The sequence below is a fragment of the Actinoalloteichus caeruleus DSM 43889 genome (genome assembly GCF_000429185.2).
GTDB classification, from domain to species: domain Bacteria; phylum Actinomycetota; class Actinomycetes; order Mycobacteriales; family Pseudonocardiaceae; genus Actinoalloteichus_B; species Actinoalloteichus_B caeruleus.
Genome location: NZ_AUBJ02000001.1, coordinates 2,520,997 through 2,543,067, shown reverse-complemented (window position 1 = coordinate 2,543,067; position 22,071 = coordinate 2,520,997). Strand labels below are relative to the sequence as shown.

Genomic DNA, 22,071 nt, shown 5'->3' with positions numbered 1-22,071 from the left:
GCGGGCCACCGGGAGGAGCCGCTGTGTCGGGCTCCTCGGCCGGCGCGCGTCGCGGCTGGGTGGGAGCCGCCGACGGCGGCAGGGTGCCCGGCGGCCGCCGGTCGGTCGTCCCGGAGCGAGCCCCCGCCGTAGGGACGTGGGCTGGGGCGGCCGGAACCCGTCCACCCCGCCCCGTCCAGGCGCCGGAGTTCGCGGTCGCTCAGACGTGGGACCGCTGCCAGCGGCCGGCGGCGTCCGCCGCCCGCCGGAACTCCGAGTGGGGGTCCTGCAGGCTGCCGATGGCCACCGCCTCGCGCCGGAACAGGGCGGCCAGCAGCCAGTCGAAGGCGATGCGCACCTTCCGGTTGACGCTGGGCATCTTGGCCAGGTGGTAGGCGCGGTGCACCAACCAGGCGGGCAGGCCCTTCAGCCGCACCCCGTAGATCTCGGCGACGCCCTGGTAGAGGCCCAGCCCCGCGACGGAACCGATGTAGGCGTGCCGGTACTCGGCCGGCCGGTGCCCCCGGATGGTGGCGACGATGTTGTCCCCCAGCCGGTGGGCCTGCCGGGCGGCGTGCTGGGCGGAGGGACCACAGGTGGCGTCGGGGTCCTCGTCGATCCTGGTGAGGTCGGGCACGGCCGCGCAGTCCCCGGCGGCGAAGACGCCGGGCACGCCCGCGACCTGGAGGGTCGCTGTGCACCGGACGCGTCCCCGCTGGTCGAGCGGCAGGGTGGTGTCCCCCAGCATCGGGTCGGGGCGGACGCCGGCGGTCCAGATGACGGTGTCGGTGTCGAACTCGGTCCCGTCGCCCAACACGACGTGGCCGTCCTCCATGCTGCTGACGGTGGTCTCCAGGTGCACCTCGATGCCGCGTTCCCGCAGCAGGTCGACGGTGTACTCGCCCATCGGCCGGCTGACCTCCGGCATGATGCGGTCGGTCGCCTCGACGAGGACCCACCGCAGCTCGGCGGGGTCGATCGCCGGGTAGTCGCGGGTGGCGAGCCGGGACATGTCCTCCATCTCGGCGAGGGCCTCGATCCCCGCGTACCCGCCTCCCACGGTGAGGAAGGTGAGGAGCCGCCGGCGGCGGGCGGTGTCGGTGGCGCTCGCGGCGGCGTCGAGCCGGGACAGCACGTGGTTGCGCAGGTAGATGGCCTCGCTGACGGTCTTGAAGCCGATGCCCTGTTCGACGAGGCCGGGGATGGGCAGGATGCGGCTGATGGAGCCCGGCGCCACGGCCAGGATGTCGTAGTCGACCTCCTCGGTGGCCCCGTCGCCGTCGGTGACGGTCACCGTGCGGCGGTGGTGGTCGATGCCGCCGACCCGGCCGGTGATCACCTCGCAGCGCCGCAGCATCGAACGCAGGGGGGCGATGACGTGCCTCGGTTCGACCGAGGCCGCGGCGACCTCGGGGAGGAAGGGTTGGTAGGTCATGTGGGGCTGTTGGTCGATCACGACCACCGACGCCTCGGAGTGCCGCAGCCGCGACTCCAGCCGGAGGGCGGTGTTCAGGCCGACGTAACCGCCGCCGACGATCACGATCCTCGGGCGGGAGCCGCCGTTCTTCGCGCCGTGTGCCATGTAGGGAGACGTACCCAGGAGGTGGCCGGCCACACACCTCGTCCACCGGTCGCCTGGCCCGTGCGGGGTGGTGTGGTGGTCGCAGGGGCTGGCGCGCCCCACCCCGCGCGACGACGTCGGTGGTGGCGGCGCGGGTGGGCTCGCGATCGGGTGCGCGGTCCCCGGCGCCGGTCAGCCGGGGGCGGGGCGCGGACCGGCATGGCGGACCGGTGCCACGATCCGGCTGCCGTCCGAGGTGAGCACGGCGACCGAGGCCTGGTAGTGCTCGGCCACCCGCGCCTGGGTGAGCACCTCGCCGGGTGCGCCGGACGCGGTGACGGCGCCGTCGACGAGGAAGACCAGCCGGTCGGCGTACTGCGCGGCCAGGGTCAGGTCGTGCAGCGTGGTCACCACCGTGACCCCGTCCTCCCGGCGGAGCCGGTCCACCAGTTCCAGCAGTGCCTGCGCGTGGCCGACGTCCAACCCGGTGGTGGGTTCGTCGAGGAGCAGCACCCGGGGCTGTTGGGCGAGGACCCTCGCCAGCACGGCGCGTTGTCGCTCCCCACCGGAGAGGGTGGCCAGCGGCCGGGTCGCCATCCCGGCGAGGTCGAGCCTGGCCAGGACCTCGGCGACGACGCGGAGGTCGGAGCGTCCCTCTCGGCCCAGGGGCGGCAGGTACGGCGACCGGCCCAGGAGCACGTAGTCGGTGACGGTGAGACCGGTCGGGGGTTCGGGTGTCTGCGGCGCGTACCCCAGGACGCGGGCCCGTTGCCGGGGGCGCAGTCCGTCGATGGACGTGCCGTCCACGGTGACCGTGCCCTCGTGGGGCAGCAGCCCGGCCAGGGTCTTGAGCAGGGTGGACTTGCCCGCGCCGTTGGGGCCGATGACCCCGAGCCATCCGCCGGCGGGCACCTCGGCGTCGACGGCCCGCAGCACGGGGCGCCCCCGGTAGCCGGCGCTGATGTCGACGGCCCGCAGCCCGCTCACGCCCGCCCCCTGGTGCGGAGGACGAGGACGAAGAAGGGGGCACCGGCGAAGGCGGTGACGACGCCGATCGGGAGCTGGGCCGGGGACATCGCCGTGCGGGCGATCATGTCGGCGGCGGCGAGGAAGATCGCGCCTCCGACCAGGGAGAGCGGTACCACCACCCGGTAGCTGCCGGCGACGAGGAGCCGTACGAGGTGGGGGACGACGATGCCGACGAAGCCGATCAGCCCGGCCGCGGAGACGGCGGCGGCGGTGGCCAGCGACGCGGCGAGGAGCACGGCCAGGCGCACCCGGCCGGGGCGCACGCCGAGGGCTGTCGCCTCCTCGTCGCCCACCCCGAGGACGTCGAGGAGCCGGGCGCACAGGCACAGCACCGAGGAGGCGGCCACCACGTAGGGCAGGACCAGCAGCACCTCGCGCCAGCCGGTGGTCGTCAGCCCGCCGAGCACCCACGAGTAGATCTGCCGCAGCGAGTCCGTGTTCAGCTGCTGCACGAAGGTCTGGCCGGCGGTGAGGAAGGCCGAGACGGCCACGCCGGCGAGGATGAGGGTGCCGGTGCCGTGGCCGGCGGTGCGTCCGAGCACCCAGCTCAGGACGACCCCGGACAGGGCACCGCAGAAGGCCGCGAGCTGGAGCGGGCCGATCACCCAGTCCAGGGTGCCCGGGGCAGCCGCGACGACGATGGTCGCGGCCAGCCCGGCGCCGGCGGCGGCTCCCAGCAGGTACGGGTCGGCCAGCGGGTTGCGGAACACGCCCTGGAAGGCGGCGCCGGAGACCGCGAGGGCGGCTCCCACCAGGCAGGCGAGCACCACCCGGGGGACACGCAGCTGCCAGAGGATGGCCGCCTCCCGTTCCGAGAGCGGCGAGGTCCCCCCGGTCACCTGGGCCACCAGTTCCCCCACGACCCGCTGCCATCCGAGGTCGGCGGCGCCGAGGAGGACGGAGAGCAGCGTCACGGCGAGCAGCAGCGCGAGGGCGAGGGCGAGGTGACGAACCCGGAGCCGGGTCGCTCGGGGAGCACCGGCGGGGGCGGGTCCGGCCGGGGAGTCCCGGCCGGACCGCACGGTGAGGGGCACGGGGCGCCCGGTCAGTTCGTCCGCGAGCTGACGTCGCTGACGGCGGCGCCCACGGCCTCCGCGAAGTCGACGACCCTGGGGCCCCAGCGGGAGGCGAGGTCGTCGTCGAGCTCGATGATCCGGTCCTCCTGCACCGAGGAGAGGGTGTCCCAGCCCGGCCGCTCGGCGACGGTCTGCGCGCTCTGGCCGCAGCACACGGTGTCGGCGAGGAAGATGAGGTCGGGGTCGGCCTCCAGGATGAACTCGGGGCTGAGCTGCGGGTAGTCGCCGCCGTCCGCGGCGTCGGCGATGTTCTCCAGACCGAACAGGTCGTAGACCTGGCCGGCGAAGGTGCCGGAGGTGATGGAGAAGAAGGTCTGGTCGAGCTCGTGGTAGTAGGTCAGCGGTTCCTCGGGCATCTCGGTCGAGGCGACGATCCGATCGATCTCGGTGCGCATGTCCTCCACGAGCACCTCGGCGGCCTCCTGGTTCCCGGTGGCCTCGCCGAGGGCGACGAGCTGCTGGTAGCTGTCCTCCAGGTCACCGGCGGTCCCCACGACGAGGACCGGGACGTCGATGGCGGACATGGCGTCGAGCAGTTCCTGGGAGTCACCGGAGGAGATGACGAGGTCGGGCTGGTACTCGGTGACGGCCTCGATGTTGGGGCTGATCCCGTCGAGGTCGGTGGTCGGGGCCTCCGGGGGGTAGTCGGAGTAGGTGTCGGCGGCGACGACCGAGTCCCCGGCGCCGATCGCGAACAGCATCTCGGTGGCGGTGGGGGTCAGCGACACGATGCTGCTCGGACGTGCGTCGATGGTGACCGGCTCGGTGCCTCCCAGGGTCACCTCCACCGGGAATCCCGCCTCGGTGGTGTCCTGGGCGGAGGGGGGCTGCTGGGTGGCGGTGGCGGCCGACGGATCGGCGGCCTCCTCCCGGTTGGCGCAACCGGCGAGGGCGGCGACGCCGATCAGGGACAGTGCGGGCAGCGCCGCCAGACGAGATCGGAGGTTCACACCTGATCCTTGGGTTCGGCCGACACGCGGGGAGGCGGCCGACCCGCCGGACCGGGAGGTGCGGACGACACTCCACCCCTGTGCCGGGAGTGGTGACGTCGCGTGGAGTGGCAGGCGGCCTGGCTCGACCTGGTGGGCCATGACAGTTGCGGCACAGCGCCGGACTCCCACCGGACTTCGCTGCCACACACGCCGCCGGCCCCTGGTCGGCCGGCAGCGGCACCGTATCAGAACCATTCGAACGGATCCGGTGAATCGGCGGCGGCCGAACGGAGCAGAGCGCCTACCACCGGTGGGTGGCCGGTGGTGAACGCAGGGTGAATCCGTTCACCTCGGCTCCGGGGGTGGTGCCCGGATCGCGGGAGTCGTTGTCGGGATCGCCGCATGAGCCGGCTGGCCAGGTATTCTCGGGTGCGAGAGCCCTCCGCGCCGCTGCGGGTATCAACCTCGTCTATCGCTGTTGCCGGTGAAATCGTTACCCGACACGGCGAACTTCACTCTTGCGGTCGGTAGGGATGATGAGGTTACTGTTAGGGCCACATGAATGAAACGCCCGTGTCATCTTCCGGGTGTACGGAGCGGGCCATCGTCGTCCCGTCGAACCCAACCCCTGAAACTTGAGGATTCAAGTTCGTAGGACGATGAGGGAGGTCTGCCCGTGATCTTCTCCACCACCCCCGGCGCTACGGGGCTCTATCGTCCGGAGGACGAACGCGACAGCTGCGGTGTCGCGATGGTCGCCGACGTGGAGGGACGGTCGTCGCACGGCATCGTCGCCGACGCGCTCACCGCCCTGGCCAACCTGGAGCACCGGGGCGCGGCCGGCGCCGAACCCTCCAGCGGCGACGGCGCCGGGATCCTGGTGCAGCTCCCCGACGCGTTCCTGCGCGCGGTGACCGGTCTCGAACTGCCGGCACCCGACGAGCGGGGCCGGCACACCTACGCCGCCGGCGTCGCCTTCCTCCCCAGCGACGAGGAGGAGCGGGAACGCGCCGTCAGCCTGGTGGAGCGGATCGCCGACGAGGAACGGCTGCGCGTGCTGGGCTGGCGGGACGTCCCCGTCGACCCGGACGGCGCCGACGTCGGACCGAGCGCCCGTTCCTGCATGCCGCACTTCGCGATGCTGCTGGTCGCGGGAACGGAGGTGGCGCACCCCCCGGCCGGGATCGAACTGGACCGGCGGACCTTCTGCCTGCGACGACGCGTGGAGCGGATCAGCCGCGACGAGGGGCACGGGGTCTACTTCCCCTCCCTGTCCGCGCGCACCCTGGTCTACAAGGGAATGCTGACCACCGAACAGCTGCCGGCCTTCTTCCCCGACCTCAGGGACGCCCGGCTGACCAGCGCCATCGCCCTGGTGCACAGCCGCTTCTCGACCAACACCTTCCCGTCCTGGCCGCTGGCCCACCCCTTCCGCTACGTCGCCCACAACGGCGAGATCAACACCATCCGCGGCAACCGCAACCGCATGCGCGCGCGGGAGGCCCTGCTGGCCTCGGAGATCATCGAGGGCGACTTCGAACGTCTCTACCCGATCTGCACCGAGGACGGTTCCGACTCCGCCTCCTTCGACGAGGTGCTCGAACTGCTGCACCTGGGCGGCCGCAGCCTGCCGCACGCGGTGATGATGATGGTGCCCGAGGCGTGGGAGAACCACGCCACCATGGACCCCCGGCGCCGGGCCTTCTACCAGTTCCACGCCAGCCTGATGGAGCCGTGGGACGGGCCGGCCTGCGTCACCTTCACCGACGGCACGCTCGTCGGCGCGGTCCTCGACCGCAACGGGCTCCGGCCCGCCCGCTGGTGGCGCACCACCGACAACCGCGTCGTGCTCGCCAGCGAGACCGGTGTCCTCGACGTGCCGCCCGACCAGGTGGTCGCCAAGGGCAGGCTGCGGCCAGGCCGGATGTTCCTCGTCGACACCGCCGAGGGGCGGATCGTCGACGACGGGGAGATCAAGGACCAACTGGCCGCGGAACGGCCCTACGACGAGTGGCTGCACGCCGGGTTGTTGGCGTTGGCCGACCTGCCCGACCGCGACCACGTCGTGCAGAGCCACGACTCGGTGGTCCGCCGGCAGCTCACCTTCGGCTACACGGAGGAGGAGCTGCGGGTGCTGCTGACCCCGATGGCGGTGTCCGGCGCGGAGCCCCTCGGCTCGATGGGGTCCGACACGCCCGTCGCCGGCCTCTCGCAGCGCTCCCGGATGCTCTACGACTACTTCGTGCAGCACTTCGCGCAGGTGACCAACCCGCCGTTGGACGCCATCCGAGAGGAGGTCGTCACCTCCGTCGCCCGGGTGATGGGACCCGAGCACAACCTGCTCGACCCCTCGCCGGCCTCCTGCCGCCACGTGGTGCTGCCGCACCCGGTCATCGACAACGACGAGCTCGCCAAGCTCATCCACATCAACGACGACGGTGACCTGCCCGGCTTCTCCTGCACCGTCCTCTCCGGGCTGTACGAGGTCACCGGCGGCGGGCAGGCCCTCGCCGCCGCCGTCGAGCGGGTGCGGAAGGAGGCGTCCGAGGCGATCGCCGCCGGGGCCCGCGTCCTGGTCCTCTCCGACCGGGACTCCGACCACGACCACGCGCCGATCCCCGCGCTGCTGCTCGTCTCCGCCGTCCACCACCACCTGGTGCGGACCAAGGAGCGGCTCAAGGTCGCCCTGGTCGTGGAGACCGGCGACGCCCGCGAGGTCCACCACATCGCCCTGCTGCTCGGCTTCGGTGCCGCCGCGGTGAACCCCTACCTGGCCTTCGAGACGATCGAGGACATGGTGGGCACCGGGGAGATCACCGGCATCGAGGCGCACCGGGCGGTCACCAACTACGTCAGGGCGCTGGTCAAGGGCGTGCTGAAGGTGATGTCGAAGATGGGCATCTCCACCGTCGGCGCTTACACTGCGGCGCAGGTCTTCGAGGCGGTCGGCCTGGACCGGGAGGTCGTCTCGGAGTACTTCAGCGGCACCGAGTCCCGGCTCGGCGGGGTCGACCTGGACGTGCTGGCCGAGGAGGTCGCCGTCCGCCACCGCCGTGCCTACCCGGACAACCCGACCGACCGGGCCCACCGGCGGCTCGAGGTGGGCGGCGAGTACGCGTACCGGCGGGAGGGCGAACTGCACCTGTTCTCCCCGGAGACGGTGTTCCTGCTCCAACACGCCACCCGCACCCGGCAGGCCGAGGTGTACCGCAGGTACACCGAGGAGGTGGACCGGCTCAGCCGGGCCGGCGGCACGCTGCGCGGCCTGTTCCGGTTCCGCTCCGAGGAGCGCCCGCCGGTGCCGCTCGACGAGGTCGAGCCCGCCTCGGAGATCGTGAAGCGGTTCAACACCGGCGCGATGTCCTACGGCTCCATCTCCAAGGAGTCCCACGAGACCCTCGCGATCGCGATGAACCGCCTGGGTGGCCGGTCCAACAGCGGTGAGGGCGGGGAGGACCCCGAGCGGTTGTACGACCCGGAGCGCCGGTCGGCGATCAAGCAGGTCGCCTCGGGCCGGTTCGGCGTCACGAGCGAGTACCTGGTCAACGCCAGCGACATCCAGATCAAGATGGCGCAGGGCGCGAAGCCGGGGGAGGGTGGGCAGCTCCCCGGGTACAAGGTGTACCCGTGGATCGCCCGCACCCGGCACTCCACGCCGGGGGTCGGCCTGATCTCCCCACCGCCGCACCACGACATCTACTCGATCGAGGATCTCGCCCAGCTGATCCACGACCTGAAGAACGCCAACGAACGGGCCAGGATCCACGTCAAGCTCGTCAGCGAGGTCGGCGTGGGTACCGTCGCCGCCGGGGTCGCCAAGGCCCACGCCGACGTGGTGCTGATCTCCGGCCACGACGGGGGAACGGGCGCCGCCGCCCTGACCTCCCTCAAGCACGCGGGCACGCCCTGGGAGATCGGCCTGGCGGAGGCGCAGCAGACGCTGCTGCTCAACGGGCTGCGCGACCGGATCACCGTGCAGGTCGACGGCGCGATGAAGACCGGACGTGACGTGGTCGTCGCCGCGTTGCTGGGGGCCGAGGAGTACGGGTTCGCCACCGCTCCGCTGGTGGTCGCCGGCTGCGTCATGATGCGGGTGTGCCACCTCGACACCTGCCCGGTCGGCATCGCGACCCAGAACCCGGAGCTGCGCCGCAGGTACACCGGCAAGCCCGAGTTCGTGGAGAACTTCTTCCACTTCGTCGCCGAGGAGGTGCGTGAGCACCTGGCCGCCCTCGGCTTCCGGACCCTCGACGAGGCGATCGGCCACGCGGAGGTGCTCGACACCGACGAGGCCGTCGAGCACTGGAAGAGCCGGGGCCTGGACCTCTCGCCGGTGCTCACCGTGCCCGCCGGGGTGCGGGACGGCACGGCCCCCTACGGCGTCGTGCGCCGCCGGGTCCGCGCGCAGGACCACGGGCTGGAGCACGCGCTGGACCGCACTCTCATCCAGCTCGCCGAGGCGGCGCTGGAGGACGCCCACGCGGTGCGCCTCGAACTGCCGGTGCGCAACGTCAACCGGACGGTGGGCACGCTGCTGGGCTCGGAGGTGACCCGCCGCTACGGCAGCGACGGGCTGCCGGACGGCACGATCTCGGTGACCCTCACCGGGTCCGCCGGGCAGTCGCTTGGCGCCTTCCTCCCGCGCGGGGTCGCGCTGGAGATGGTCGGCGACGCCAACGACTACGTGGGCAAGGGGCTCTCGGGCGGGCGGATCGTCGTCCGTCCGCACCCCGACGCGCCGTTCGTCGCCGAGGACCAGGTGATCGCCGGGAACGTGATCGGCTACGGCGCCACCGGCGGCGAGATCTTCCTGCGCGGCCAGGTCGGTGAGCGGTTCTGCGTCCGCAACTCCGGTGCGGTCGCGGTGGCCGAGGGGGTGGGCGACCACGCCTTCGAGTACATGACCGGGGGCCGCGCCGTCGTGCTCGGCCCGACCGGGCGGAACCTGGCCGCCGGCATGTCCGGGGGCATCGCCTACGTCCTCGACCTCGACCCGGTGCGGGTCAACCAGGACATGGTGCGGCTCCAACGCCCGGACGCCGAGGACCTGCGGTGGTTGCGCCGCACCGTGGAACGCCACCACGAGCTGACCGGGTCCCGCCTGGCCTCCTCGCTGCTGGGCGACTGGCCACGGCGCTCCACCGGGTTCACCAAGGTGATGCCAGCCGACTACCAGCGGGTGATGGAGGCGGTGCGGATAGCGCGGTCGGAGGGCCGTGACGAGGACGAGGCGATCATGGAGGCATCCCGTGGCTGACCCGCATGGTTTCCTCAAGCACGCCAGGCAGGAGCCGGCGAAGCGACCGGTGGACGAGCGCCTCGGCGACTGGGACGAGGTCTACGCGGCGCTCGACGGCGGGGAACGCGAGCAGCAGGTGCGGACGCAGGCGGCGCGCTGCATGGACTGCGGTGTGCCCTTCTGCCACTCCAGCAGCGCGGGCTGCCCGCTGGGCAACCTGATCCCGGAGTGGAACGACCTCGTGCGGCGGGGGCGCTGGGACGAGGCGGGTGAACGCCTGCACGCCACGAACAACTTCCCGGAGTTCACCGGCCGGCTCTGCCCGGCCCCGTGCGAGGCCGGTTGCGTCGTCGCGCTCTCCCCGAGGGCGGGTGGCGCCGTCGCGATCAAGCGGGTGGAGCAGACCATCGCCGACATCGGCTGGGAACGGGGCAGCGTGGTGCCGGTGACGGCCACCGCCCCCACCGGTCGCTCGGTGGCCGTGGTCGGGTCGGGTCCGGCGGGGCTCGCGGCGGCCCAACAGCTCACCCGGGCGGGGCACGAGGTCACCGTCTACGAACGGGACGACCGGCTCGGCGGCCTGCTCCGGTACGGGATCCCCGAGTTCAAAATGGAGAAGAAGGTCCTCGACCGGCGGCTCGTGCAGATGCGTGCCGAGGGGACCCGGTTCGTGACCGGCTGCGAGGTCGGCGTGGACCTCACCGTCGATGAGCTGCGGTCCCGGCACGACGCGGTGGTGCTGGCGGTCGGCGCCCTGCGCGGCCGTGACGCCGACGTCCCCGGGCGGGAGCTGACCGGGGTGCACCTGGCGATGGAGCACCTGGTGCAGGCCAACCGCGAGTGCGAGGGCGACGGCCCGGCCGTGATCACCGCCGCCGGGAAGCACGTGGTCATCATCGGCGGTGGCGACACCGGTGCCGACTGCCTCGGCACCGCGCACCGGCAGGGCGCCGCGAGCGTCCTCCAGCTCGACCAGTACCCGGAGCCGCCGGGCGAGCGGGACGAGGCCAGGTCTCCCTGGCCGACCTGGCCGTTGATCCTGCGCACCTACCCGGCGCACGACGAGGGCGGCGAGCGCCGTTACGAGGTCGCGGTCGAGGAGTTCGTCGGGGACGAGGACGGGCACGTGCGGGCGGTCCGCCTGCGCCGGGTCCAGGTCGGACGCGACGCGGACGGCCGGCGCCAGGTGGTCCCGGTCGGTGACGAGGTCGAGGAGTTCCCCTGCGACCTCGCGCTGTTCGCCATCGGTTTCGAGGGGGTCGAGCGGATGCCCCTGCTCGACGGTCTCGGCCTGACCCTGTCCCCGCGCGGGAGCATCGGCTGTGGTGCGGACTGGCAGACCAGCCAGCCGGGCGTGTTCGTCTGCGGTGACGCCCACCGGGGTGCCTCGCTGGTGGTGTGGGCGATCGCGGAGGGGCGCTCGGTGGCCGCTGCCGTCGACGCCCACCTCACGGGCGGCTCGCAGCTGCCCGCCCCGGTCCACCCGACGGCCCTGCCGCTCGCGGTGGTCTGACCGGCCCGCACCGGGCGCGGTGGTCCGTCGCCGGACCACTCGACTTCTGGCCGGGGCACAACGGCGTGCCGCCGGCCGGGGCGACAGGGGGACGGCTCCCACGGGAGCCGTCCCCCTTACTTGTCCCGGTCCGTTGCCCCGTTCCTGACATCGAGGTCGCGGTCCGCCGCCGTCGGGCAGATACCGCCGAGGTGGGCGGCCGAACGCCGTGGGGGCCGACGACCCGGGGGCGCTTGCCGCTCGCTGGTCGGCGGTCCCCGGCACCTGCCGGGCGGACCACGGAACCGGATCGGTCCGGGCCGGTCGCGGGGCAGCGGGTGCGGGGAGGCTCACGGCGGGGACGGTCCGGCTGAACGGTGCCGACGGTGCTGGTCCTTCGGCGCCGGAACGCGTCGCTCCCGGACTGGTGGGCCCGAACTCCGGGTGCACCCGGTCCCGAACGCCGACCGGTGGCTCCCTGACGCGCCGAGGTACCAGGGAGCACCGCTCGCGGTGACCAAGGCTGGTTCGAGGTCCCCCGTGACCCGAGGACGGGTGGCGGTCGGCCGTTCGCGTCGGACGGGGCGAGCGGCCTCTTCCGGCCAGCGCACCCGGTCGCGACGCGAGTTCCCGCGCCGACGGCTCCCGCCACACCTGGGGTGCCGGCTCGTGCGGAGGGGCGGATGAGGCGAGCCGTGCCCGAGGTCGGCCGGGTCGGGGTTGCCGGTGCGGTCCGGGTGGCCGCGCGCCCGGGACGGGCCACCGTGCCCGGGGGAGCCGGCGCCCGGGTTCCCTGTTCCGCCTTTCGTCCCGGTCCCTGGCCCTGTCCGGCTTCCTGACCGGCGGGAACCGTCATCCGATGTCGGGCGGCGGCTCGGGGGGCGAACGCGGCGGGGTGGTCGACCGCGCATCCGGTTCCCGCCCCCGTCCTCGGTGGAAGCGGCCGCCCTCCGGCCGTGTCTTCCGGCTGGGTTCACCGTGGGACCCCGTAGGTGGATCGCCTCCACACTGGATCACCCGACAGGGGACGCGAAGGACACCGATCGGGAATCATTTCGAGATCTCTGCCACTTGTTCATCACAGAAACCACACGTAATCTCCGGAATCAGCGAAGCGCGCTTCACACGTTGTGGTGAATCAGTTACGGAACGAAATCGCCGTGTTCCGTTGCTGCCCTGGACAAAGGAGTGGCTGGATGTCCGCGTTCAAGCGCCGTGATCTGTTGGGTGGAGCCCTCGCGCTCGCCGCCTTCGCCTCGGTCGGGCTGTCATCGCAGGCGATGGCCGCCACCAACCGGCACCGGACCGGCGCCCCGGGCGCGCCCAACCTGACCCCGGGGGACAAGGCCATCGCCGCGCGGGTGGACGCCCGGCGCGCGCTCGAGCACATCCGCCACCTCAGCGAGGACATCGGTCCCAGGATCGGCGGCACCGAGTCCGAGCACAGGGCCGCGAACTACGCCGCGCGGGTGTTCGAGGACCTCGGCTACCAGGTCACCCAACAGCCCTTCGCGGTGGCGGACAAGTACCTGGCCGACGTGGTCCTGCCCGACGGGGAGCGCTGGCAGACCAGCGCCTCGGCGCAGGGACCGCTGGACGTCGAGGTCGAGGGGGGCGTCGTCGACGTCGGTGCGGGCACCGAGGCCGACTACCCCGCCGGGTTCACCGGCGGCCTGGTCCTCGTGGACCACACCACGGCCAACCGGGAGGCCCAGGTCCGGACCGCCGTGGAGCGGGGCGCGACCGGTGTGTTGCTGGTGGCGGCCTCGGCCACGCCCGACCGCAAGGCCGGCTGCTTCGTGCCCAGCCTCGCCAACCAGGTGCCCATCCCGGTGCTGGGACTCGCCCAGGCCCACGGCGAGTGGTTGCGGCAGCGGCTGGCGGCGGGCCCGGTGCGGCTGCGCGCGGTGTTGACCCGGCACTCCGACCTCACCTCGTACAACGTCCTCGCCGAGCGGCCGGCGACGATCGGTTCTCCCGCCACCGCGCCGGTGGTGATGGTCACCGCCCACTACGACAGCGTGCCCGGATCGCCGGGCGCCAACGACGACGGCAGCGGTACCGCGCTCTGCCTGGAACTCGCCAGGGTCTTCCGCAGCCTGCCCACTCAGCACACCGTCCGGTTCGCGCTCTGGGGCTCCGAGGAGCAGGGGCTCATCGGTTCCCGCTACTACGTCAACCAGCTCAGCGACGCCGAGGCGGCCAGGATCAGCGGGTGCTTCCAGAACGACATGGTGGCCACCAGCCACGACCCGGCCAACCGCTACTGGTTGCTGTCAGTCGACGGTGAGGACAACCTGACGACCCAGGGGGTCGCCGAGGCGGCCGCCCGCCTCGGCTACGTCCCCCACGTGTCCGGGCCCACCGCGCGCGGATCGAGCGACCACGTGCCGTTCCACGAGCGGGGCATCGCGGCGGCGAACTTCAGCTGGCGAGGCGAGGCGGGGCCGGCGCTGCTGGAGCCCATCTACCACACGCCCGAGGACACCATCGACCGCAACATCTCGCTGGAGCGGTTGCGGGTGTCCCTGGAGCTGGTCGGCGCCGCCACCTACGAGGTGGCCCGCTACCGGCGCTGACACACCGACCCGGGCGGCCCCCGAGGAGGGGGCCGCCCGGGATCCGTGTCGTTCAGGCGCGGTCGGCGCCGGCACCGTCCTCCGCCGGGTGCGCGGCCGCCAGGTCCCCACCCGCCGGCCTCCTCGGGCCGAACAGGAGGAACACCCCCGCCCCGAGCGCGATACCGGCGAGGTTGGCCAGCGCGTCCGCCCAGTCCGCGCTCCGCCCCAGGGGCAACAGCCCCTGGAGGACCTCCGCGACGAAGGCGTAGCAGAGGAGACCGAGCAGGAGCAGGCGGCGCGGGCCGCGCCCCCGGTGGGTGGGGGACGCGTCCCGCCGGTCCGGCGCGGGCCGAGGACTCCGCGCCCCGGCCACCATCAGGAGCCCCGTGACGGTGAGCAGCACGAACACCCCCACGTGGACCACCTTGTCGGTTCCCGGGGGCGCTGAGGGGACGCCGGAGGCCGGCGTGAGGAACACCACGAGGCTGACCAGGACGGCCAGCGGGAAGGGGATCGCGGACGGGCGCACGGCGTGGAACCTCCGGAAGGGGGTGGGACGGACGTCCATCGTCCCGTGCCGGCCATCCCCACCGCCGACGGCCGGAACCGGACAGCGTCGGTGGCACGGGCCCGTGCCACGACCGGCGGTCGCCGGGGTGCGGTCTCCGAGGGGCCTCGACCCGCTGTTCGCAGCACACCTCGCGTAGTCCCCGGACGGGGGGTGATCCCGGCTCCACCGGAAATCCACCTAGCGGGGAGTAGGCACAGCGGCGCGACAACCGGGCGAATCGCCCCGATCGAGCGACACGCCCCGCAAATCTGCTTCCGCCGTGCGGAATCGTGCCCACCAGCGGGATAGGCTGCGCAGACGTGAGCAGACGAGCGAAGATCGTATGCACGATGGGACCGGCGACGGCGAGTCCCGACAGGATCAGGCAGCTGGTGGGCGCCGGCATGGACGTGGCGCGGATGAACTTCAGCCACGGCGACCACGCCGACCACAAGCGCATCTACGAGCTGGTCCGCCAGGAGGCGGAGGCGAGCGGTCGCGCGGTCGGCATCCTCGCCGACCTCCAGGGACCCAAGATCAGGCTGGGGCGGTTCGCCAGCGGCCCGGTGCAGTGGGACACCGGGGAGACGGTCCGGGTGACCGTCGAGGACGTGCCCGGCACCCACGACCGGGTCTCGACCACCTACCGGGGGCTGGCCGAGGACGCCAAGGTCGGTGACCGCGTCCTCGTCGACGACGGCAAGGTCGGCCTGGTGGTCACGGCCATCGAGGGCTCGGACGTGGTGTGCGAGGTCACCGAGGGAGGCCCGGTCAGTGACAACAAGGGGCTGTCGCTGCCGGGGATGAACGTGAGCGTCCCGGCCCTGTCCGAGAAGGACATCCGCGACCTGGAGTTCGCCCTCAGCCTCGGTGTGGACTTCATCGCGATGTCCTTCGTCCGGTCTCCCGCCGACATCGACCAGGCGCACCAGGTCATGGACCGGGTCGGTTCCGGCCGGCTTCCGGTGGTGGCCAAGCTGGAGAAGCCGGAGGCGGTCGACAACCTGGAGGCGATCGTCCTCGCCTTCGACGGCGTGATGGTCGCCCGGGGCGACCTCGGCGTCGAACTGCCGTTGGAGCAGGTCCCCCTCGTGCAGAAGCGGGCCATCCAGATCGCCAGGGAGAACGCCAAGCCGGTCATCGTGGCGACCCAGATGCTGGACTCGATGATCAGCAACTCCCGGCCCACCCGGGCGGAGACCTCGGACGTCGCCAACGCCGTGCTCGACGGCACCGATGCGGTGATGCTCTCGGGCGAGACCAGCGTGGGGCGCTACCCGGTCCAGACGGTCGAGACGATGGCCAGGATCGTCCGCGCGGTGGAACACGAGTCGACCGCCGTGCCGCCGCTGTCGCACGTGCCCAGGACCAAGCGGGGCGTCATCTCCTACGCGGCTCGGGACATCGGTGAGCGGCTCAACGCCAAGGCGCTTGTCGCCTTCACCCAGTCCGGTGACACGGTGCGCCGGCTGGCCCGGTTGCACACCCACCTCCCGCTGCTCGCCTTCACCCCGGAGGAGGCCGTGCGTCGGCAGCTGAGCATGACCTGGGGCACCGAGACCTTCCTGGTGCCGAAGGTGGACTCGACCGACCGGATGGTGAAGCAGGTCGACCAGGCGATGCTGTCGCTCGGTCGGTATCAGCGGGGCGACCTGGTCGTGATCGTCGCCGGCTCCCCTCCCGGCACGGTCGGTTCGACGAACCTGATTCGAGTCCACCGACTGGGCGAGGAAGACCATGCGTGAGTAGGCTCACTGGTAGCTGAGTGTGCTCAGAATCCTTGTCGCTGCCCGCGTCATCGTAGGGTTGGTGGATGACCGAGATGGCGCGCGCAGCGGCGGAGGACCCCGCCGGTACCACCGCGGGGGCGGTGCCCCTCGATCCGGACGGGGTGCCCTACGGGCAGCCCGTCCTCGACCGGGTGGTGGCGTTGCTGGACCTGGAGCGCATCGAGGAGAACCTGTTCCGGGGCGTGAGCCCGGCCGAGTCACCCGTCCGGGTCTTCGGGGGCCAGGTCGCCGGGCAGGCCCTCGTCGCGGCCAGCAGGACCGTGCCCGCCGATCGCGGGGTGCACTCGCTGCACGCCTACTTCATCCGGGGCGGCGATCCCCGCGTTCCGATCGTCTACGAGGTGGACCGCATCCGGGACGGCCGCTCGTTCACCACCCGCCGGGTGGTCGCCATCCAGCACGGCAAGGCGATCTTCTCGCTGTCGGCCTCCTTCCAGGTCCGGGAGGACGGGATCGAGCACGCCGACGAGATGCCGGCTGGCGTCCCGGAGCCGGAGTCGCTGCCGACCCTCGCCGAGCGGGTGGCGCCCTACCGGGGCCGCATCGGCATCCACGGCCAGGCTCCCCGGCCCTTCGACATCCGCTACGTCACCGACCCGCCCTGGGTGTCGCGGGAGACCGGACCGCGCACCGCCGACAACCGGGTGTGGATGCGGGCGCACGGTCAGCTGCCCGACGACCAGGTGCTGCACGTCTGCCTGCTGGCCTACGTGTCCGACCTCACCCTGTTGGACTCGGTACTGGCCCGCCACGGCGTGTACTGGAGCCTGGACGAGGTCGCGGGGGCCAGCCTGGACCACGCCATGTGGTTCCACCGCCCCTTCCGGGCGGATGACTGGCTGCTGTACGACTGCGCCTCCCCGAGCGCCTCCGGCGCTCGGGGCCTGGCCACCGGGCGGTTCTTCGACCGGTCGGGCAACCTCGTGTGCACGGTCGTGCAGGAGGGGCTGCTGCGGGTCGCCGAGTAACCCGGACGTGGAGGTGGGCGGATTCCGCGCGGTGATCCGGCACGCGGAGTGACGAAAGTCCCGCGAACGAGCCGGTTCGGGGTGTTCCGCACCGGCTCGACGTCGCGATGATCGTCCTACCGGGTGTCTGGAGTGTCCAGGGAACCGTTACCGTTTCAGACGTGTCCGCACACAGCTGGAAGCAGACCCCGCTCAACCTCGCCCGCGGTGCCGCCATCGGAACGGTGGAGGTGGTGCCAGGGGTCAGCGGCGGGACGGTGGCGCTGGTCGTCGGTGTCTACGAACGCCTCATCGACGCCGCCGGCCACCTCATGAGCGCGGTCAAGCTCGCGGCCAGCGATCTTCCCCGGGGGCGGGGTGGGCAACGGGCCAAGGAGGAGGCGGCGCGCATCGACGTGCCGCTGGTCGTCGGCATCCTCGCCGGCATGGTCCTCGCGCTGCTCACCGCGGCTCGGGTCGTGCCCGGGCTGATCGAGGACTACCCGGTGGGGGCCAGGGCGCTGTTCATCGGGATGGTCGGGGCCTCGGTGGCGATCCCGATCCTCGCGATGGGCGGTATCCGCCGCCCGCTGGACTGGGCGCTGCTGCCGCTGGGGATCGCCGTCGGGTGGATCGTCACGGGGCTGCCCGCCGGCACCCAGACGTCCCCCCCGCTGTGGCTGGTCGGACTGGCCGCGGCGATCGCGATCTGCGGCCTGGTGATGCCCGGCCTCTCCGGTGCCTTCCTGCTGATGATCTTCGGGCTCTACGAGCCGACGCTCGAGGCGTTGAACGCCCGGGACCTGCCCTACGTCGGGACCTTCATGCTGGGCGCGATCCTGGGCCTCGGGGTCTTCGTGAAGACGCTCCAGTACCTGTTGAAGCACCGCCACCAGGCCACCCTCGCCGTGATGACCGGCGTGATGATCGGGGCGCTGCGGGCGCTGTGGCCGTGGCAGGACGAGGACCGCGCCATGCTGGCACCCGACGCCGACTGGTTGGGGGTGGTACCGGTCACCCTCCTCGGTGCCGGGATGGTCGTCGCGCTGATCCTGGTCGACCGGCACTTCACGAAGAAGCGTCAGGAGCGGGAGGGCTCGACGCCCGACGGCGGCCCCGACGGCGGGAACCCCGAGGACGCCGAGACCGTGGTGATGAACCGGGTCACCGACGACACCATCCGCATCCGCTGACCCTGGCCACGGCGGTCCGTCAGGTCGGCGCCGCCTCCGCCCCCGACTCCGCCTCCGCGGCGGCGATCGGCTCGGCCCACCTGGTGTCGATGTGGGCGTGCTCGGTCAGCTCCCCACCGATCGCCACGCGGATCAGGTAGCGCCCCCTCCGGTGGCGCGCGTGACGATGGCGCGCCGCGGCGCCCACCCCGAACACCTCGTCGAGGCCCCTCGACGTGATGTGACTCGGCGGATCACGCGAAGGGCCGGGTGGAGTCGGTACGGTAACGCGCTCGGCGGCCGGGTCGGACCGCTCGCCCCGACCCCGGAGGTGGTCCAGTGGCCCGCCGGTCGACCGTCGCTCCGCCGCCATGCGGGTCGGAGCGACCACCCCCCATCCGACCCGCCCCCGGACCCGACGCCCGCCTGACCCGGGTGATCGTCGTCGCTGGTGTCCCGGACCCTCGGGGGCAGCGGGACGGCGATGCGGGGTCAGGTGCTGGAGTCGTCCCGGAGGGTCGTCCTCTGGCGCGGGACGCTCGTCGCCGCCGTCCGCACCGAGCGACCCCACGCCGCGACGCCCTGGGTCGGGCCACGCACCTCCGTCCGCCTGGCCGTGGATCCCGTGACGCCGAGGCGTGCCCCGAGCTCTCGAGCGACGTCGAAGCCCGGCCCCGACAGGCTCGTCCGCTCCACGTGCGACGCGCGCACCACGCCCGCGCCATCCACGGCGGCTCTCGGCTCACCGGACTCGTGACGTGACGGGGGCCCGCTGACGACGCGAGCCCACCGGGGCGATCAACCACCTCACCCGACTGGAGACCCCATGACCACCACGCCCGACGACGCTGTGATGAGGCTGGCCCGCGAAGAACTCGCCGACGCCAACCGGGCGCCGTACGACGCCGCCACCCGTGCCGCGAAGCTGCGGAGGACCCACCTCGCCCTGTCCGCTGCGGCCGCCGGCGCATCCTGGCTGTCCCTCGACCACGCGCCCACCGCGCCGCTCGCCACCCTCACCCTCGTCGCCGCGTCCGCCGTCGGCGTCCTCGTCTACGCGGGGCTCCTGTGGATCACCGCGCCCCGCCTGCGCACCACCGCGCCCGTTGGTTGGTTACGGCTGGTGCGGGAGACGCCGGAGGAGACGATCGCTCGCTGGCAGGCCACGGTGAGCGATCCGGTGCGGCATATCGCCGAGAAGGCCGCCGTCCGCGCCCGCATCGGCGTCGCCAGGTACCGCCTGCTCCGCGCGGCGACGGTCGCCGTCGCCGTGCAGCTGGCCCTCATCGTCACCGGCACCGCGCTCGCCACCCTCTGACCAGGGGCCGGTCGCTCTCGGCGGCCGGGCCGATCCGCCCATCGAATGGCCTCCTCCCCGAGCCCTCCACCGTGCCCCACTGCCCGACCGCCTCCACGCGGTCCTACGAAGCCGTCCTGGACCAGTTCACGACCGTCCCCAGCGTCGGAGCATCAGGCGTCGAGGTCTCCTCGTGGTGGGGCACCACCACAGCACACCAGCACGGTCACCTGGGCGATGCCGATGCCAGCGGCCGACCACGGCGTCCCCACGTGGTCGGCCCGGCGCTGCCGGCGGGCGCACCACCACCATCAGCGTCCCCGCCGAGGCCCTGACCGTGCCCGGCCCTCTCACCGTCGCAGTCATCGAGTGGAGCTGCCCGTCCGCGCCGACACGTTCCCGGAGCGCCGCACGCGGCGGGCCGCACCGGTCCCCGCCGGGCCTGGGCTCGGGCCCTGCGCTCCGCGTGTTCTCGACGGGGTCACCCCGCGCGGTCGTGGGCGTCCTGGTCGTGGGGTGGGCCCGGGTGTCAGGGTGTGCGCACCCACTCCACCCGCAGTTCGTCCTGGGTGGCGAACCGGACGAGATGATCGCCGACGACGCGTTCGACGGTCGCGAGCCCGTCGGCGCCGGGGGCGGTGGCCACCATGCGCAGCCCACCCTCCTCCGCGGTGAGGACCGCGACGCCGCCCTCGCCGAAACGCACCGTCCCCACCGGTTCGTTCCACTCCGCGTCGACCCGGTGGCCGAAGTGGTTGGTGAGTTGTTTGGCGTACCGGGCGGCGCGGTGGGTGGGCACGAACGCCCGCGACTCGCGCCCGCCGTGGTCCGAGGTCTGTTCCGTCATGAGGTGAGGCTAACCTTCCCCGCTGGCGGTGTGGTGCGTTCGGGGGTGTGAGCTTCGCCCACCCGCGCGCTCCCAGCGGGCGGGACGGCCGCAACGTGCCGTTGGCGTGGTCGCACGGCTGCGTGCGGGCGGACGAGGGTGCAGGCTGGTGGGCATGGCAGACGACACTCGCGGGACCGCGGCCATCGGAGTGACCGGGCTGGCGACAATGGGCGGCAACCTCGCGCGCAACCTGGCGCGCAACGGGTACCCGGTCGCCGTGCACAACCGGACCTCGGCCCGGACGGAGGCGCTGGTCTCCGAACACGGCGACGAGGGGGTGTTCGTGCCCGCCGGCACCCTGGCGGAACTGGTGGACAGCCTCCAGCGACCGCGCCAGGTGATCATCATGGTGAAGGCGGGAGGCGCCACCGACGCGGTGATCGACGAACTCGCCGGGCTCCTCGAACCCGGTGACATCATCCTCGACGGGGGGAACGCGCACTTCGCGGACACCCGGCGCCGGGAGGCGGCCCTGCGGGAACGGGGCCTCCACTTCGTCGGCACGGGCATCTCCGGCGGGGAGGAGGGCGCCCTGCTCGGCCCCAGCATCATGCCCGGCGGTTCCGTCGAGGCCTACCGGCAGGTCGGCCCGGTCCTGGAGAACATCGCGGCCGAGGTCGACGGTGCCCCCTGCTGCGTGCACGTGGGGCCGGACGGCGCGGGGCACTTCGTCAAGATGGTGCACAACGGCATCGAGTACGCCGACATGCAGCTGATCGCCGAGTCCTACGACCTGCTCCGCGCCGTCGCGGGGCTCGCTCCGGCCGAGATCGCCGAGGTGTTCCGGACCTGGAACCAGGGCGACCTGGAGTCCTACCTGATCGAGATCACCGCCGAGGTGCTCGGGCACACCGACCCGGAGACCGGCGCGCCCTTCGTCGACGTGGTCGCCGACCGGGCCGAGCAGAAGGGCACCGGCCGGTGGACGGTGCGGGAGGCCCTCGAACTCGGAGACCCGGTTCCCGGTATCGCCGAGGCCGTCTTCGCCCGTGCCCTGTCCGGCGCGGTGCGCCAGCGCGAGGTGTGCGCGTCCCTCCCCGGGCCCACCGAGCCGCCGGGTGAGGTCCGGTCGGGGTTCGTCGACGACCTGCGGGAGGCGCTCTACGGGGCCAAGCTCGCCGCGTACGCCCAGGGCTTCAGCATGATCTCCGCGGCGAGCGAGCAGTACGGGTGGAACGTCGACCTCGCCGGCACCGCGCGCATCTGGCGGGGCGGCTGCATCATCCGGGCCCGTTTCCTCGACAGGATCGCCGAGGCGTACCGGACGCGGCCCGAGCTGCTGAACCTGCTCGCGGACGACTACTTCGCCGAGCAGGTCAGCCGTTCCCAGCAGGCGTGGCGACGGGTCGTGGGGACGGCCGCCGCCGCCGGTGTCCCCGCTCCCGGGCTGTCCTCAGGACTGGCCTACTACGACACGCTGCGGGCCAGCCGGCTGCCGGCGGCCCTGGTCCAGGGCCTGCGGGACTACTTCGGGGCGCACACCTACCAGCGGGTCGATCGCGACGGCTACTTCCACACCCTGTGGTCGGGCGACCGCTCCGAGACCGCGTCCTGAGG

At 72.7% G+C, this 22,071-nt stretch carries 14 protein-coding genes; 8 read left to right on the top strand and 6 right to left on the bottom strand.

The window, feature by feature from the left end; translation table 11 throughout:
• Window positions 1-199 precede the first annotated feature (199 nt).
• The 4 genes from G443_RS09165 to G443_RS09150 all read right to left on the bottom strand — a co-directional run bounded on the left by G443_RS09165 (window position 200) and on the right by G443_RS09150 (window position 4,595).
• Entirely contained in the window at window positions 200-1,561 is a 1,362-nt protein-coding gene (locus tag G443_RS09165; RefSeq protein ID WP_026418972.1) for an NAD(P)/FAD-dependent oxidoreductase, read from the bottom strand.
• 171 nt (window positions 1,562-1,732) lie between these two features.
• Window positions 1,733-2,527 carry an ABC transporter ATP-binding protein gene (locus G443_RS09160; protein WP_026418971.1) on the bottom strand — a complete coding sequence of 265 codons (795 nt, stop codon included), beginning with the start codon at window positions 2,525-2,527 and terminating at the stop codon, window positions 1,733-1,735.
• A complete protein-coding gene (locus G443_RS09155) occupies window positions 2,524-3,591 on the bottom strand; it encodes a FecCD family ABC transporter permease (protein ID WP_051313979.1) in 1,068 nt (355 codons plus the stop codon). The genes G443_RS09160 and G443_RS09155 overlap by 4 nt, the downstream gene beginning before the upstream one ends.
• A 23-nt stretch (window positions 3,592-3,614) precedes the next feature.
• Window positions 3,615-4,595: an ABC transporter substrate-binding protein gene (locus G443_RS09150; protein WP_026418969.1), complete on the bottom strand. Its 981-nt coding sequence runs from the start codon at window positions 4,593-4,595 to the stop codon at window positions 3,615-3,617.
• A gap of 658 nt (window positions 4,596-5,253) precedes the next feature.
• On the opposite strand from G443_RS09150, the gene gltB reads away from it, so the two are divergent.
• The 3 genes from gltB (at window position 5,254) to G443_RS09135 (ending at window position 13,887) form a co-directional block, all read left to right on the top strand.
• Complete coding sequence (gltB, locus tag G443_RS09145; RefSeq protein ID WP_026418968.1) at window positions 5,254-9,834, top strand: glutamate synthase large subunit; 4,581 nt, start codon at window positions 5,254-5,256, stop codon at window positions 9,832-9,834.
• Window positions 9,827-11,329, top strand: coding sequence for a glutamate synthase subunit beta (locus G443_RS09140; RefSeq protein WP_026418967.1), 1,503 nt, complete (start codon window positions 9,827-9,829; stop codon window positions 11,327-11,329). The genes gltB and G443_RS09140 overlap by 8 nt, the downstream gene beginning before the upstream one ends.
• 1,175 nt (window positions 11,330-12,504) lie before the next feature.
• Complete coding sequence (locus tag G443_RS09135) at window positions 12,505-13,887, top strand: M28 family metallopeptidase (RefSeq protein WP_026418966.1); 1,383 nt, start codon at window positions 12,505-12,507, stop codon at window positions 13,885-13,887.
• Window positions 13,888-13,939: 52 nt separating this feature from the next.
• Here the strand turns inward: G443_RS09135 and G443_RS09130 are convergent, their stop codons facing one another.
• Window positions 13,940-14,398 (bottom strand): VanZ family protein, encoded by a 459-nt coding sequence (locus G443_RS09130; protein ID WP_211256600.1) that lies wholly within the window; start codon window positions 14,396-14,398, stop codon window positions 13,940-13,942.
• Between the two features lie 341 nt (window positions 14,399-14,739).
• Between G443_RS09130 and pyk the strand changes: the two genes are divergently transcribed.
• From pyk to G443_RS09110, 4 genes are all read left to right on the top strand, one after another.
• On the top strand, window positions 14,740-16,164 hold the full coding sequence (gene pyk / locus G443_RS09125; protein ID WP_026418965.1) for a pyruvate kinase: 1,425 nt from the start codon (window positions 14,740-14,742) through the stop codon (window positions 16,162-16,164).
• Between the two features lie 68 nt (window positions 16,165-16,232).
• On the top strand, window positions 16,233-17,177 hold the full coding sequence (gene tesB, locus G443_RS09120) for an acyl-CoA thioesterase II (protein ID WP_016700748.1): 945 nt from the start codon (window positions 16,233-16,235) through the stop codon (window positions 17,175-17,177).
• 161 nt (window positions 17,178-17,338) lie between these two features.
• Window positions 17,339-18,349, top strand: coding sequence for a DUF368 domain-containing protein (locus tag G443_RS09115; protein WP_016700747.1), 1,011 nt, complete (start codon window positions 17,339-17,341; stop codon window positions 18,347-18,349).
• Between the two features lie 805 nt (window positions 18,350-19,154).
• On the top strand, window positions 19,155-19,646 hold the full coding sequence (locus tag G443_RS09110) for a Pycsar system effector family protein (RefSeq protein WP_026418962.1): 492 nt from the start codon (window positions 19,155-19,157) through the stop codon (window positions 19,644-19,646).
• A 508-nt stretch (window positions 19,647-20,154) separates the two neighbouring features.
• Here the strand turns inward: G443_RS09110 and G443_RS09105 are convergent.
• Complete coding sequence (locus G443_RS09105) at window positions 20,155-20,472, bottom strand: DUF2218 domain-containing protein (protein ID WP_030105798.1); 318 nt, start codon at window positions 20,470-20,472, stop codon at window positions 20,155-20,157.
• 154 nt (window positions 20,473-20,626) lie between these two features.
• Between G443_RS09105 and gnd the strand changes: the two genes are divergently transcribed.
• Window positions 20,627-22,069, top strand: a complete 1,443-nt coding sequence (gnd, locus tag G443_RS09100; RefSeq protein ID WP_030227804.1) for an NADP-dependent phosphogluconate dehydrogenase — start codon at window positions 20,627-20,629, stop codon at window positions 22,067-22,069.
• Window positions 22,070-22,071 lie beyond the last annotated feature (2 nt).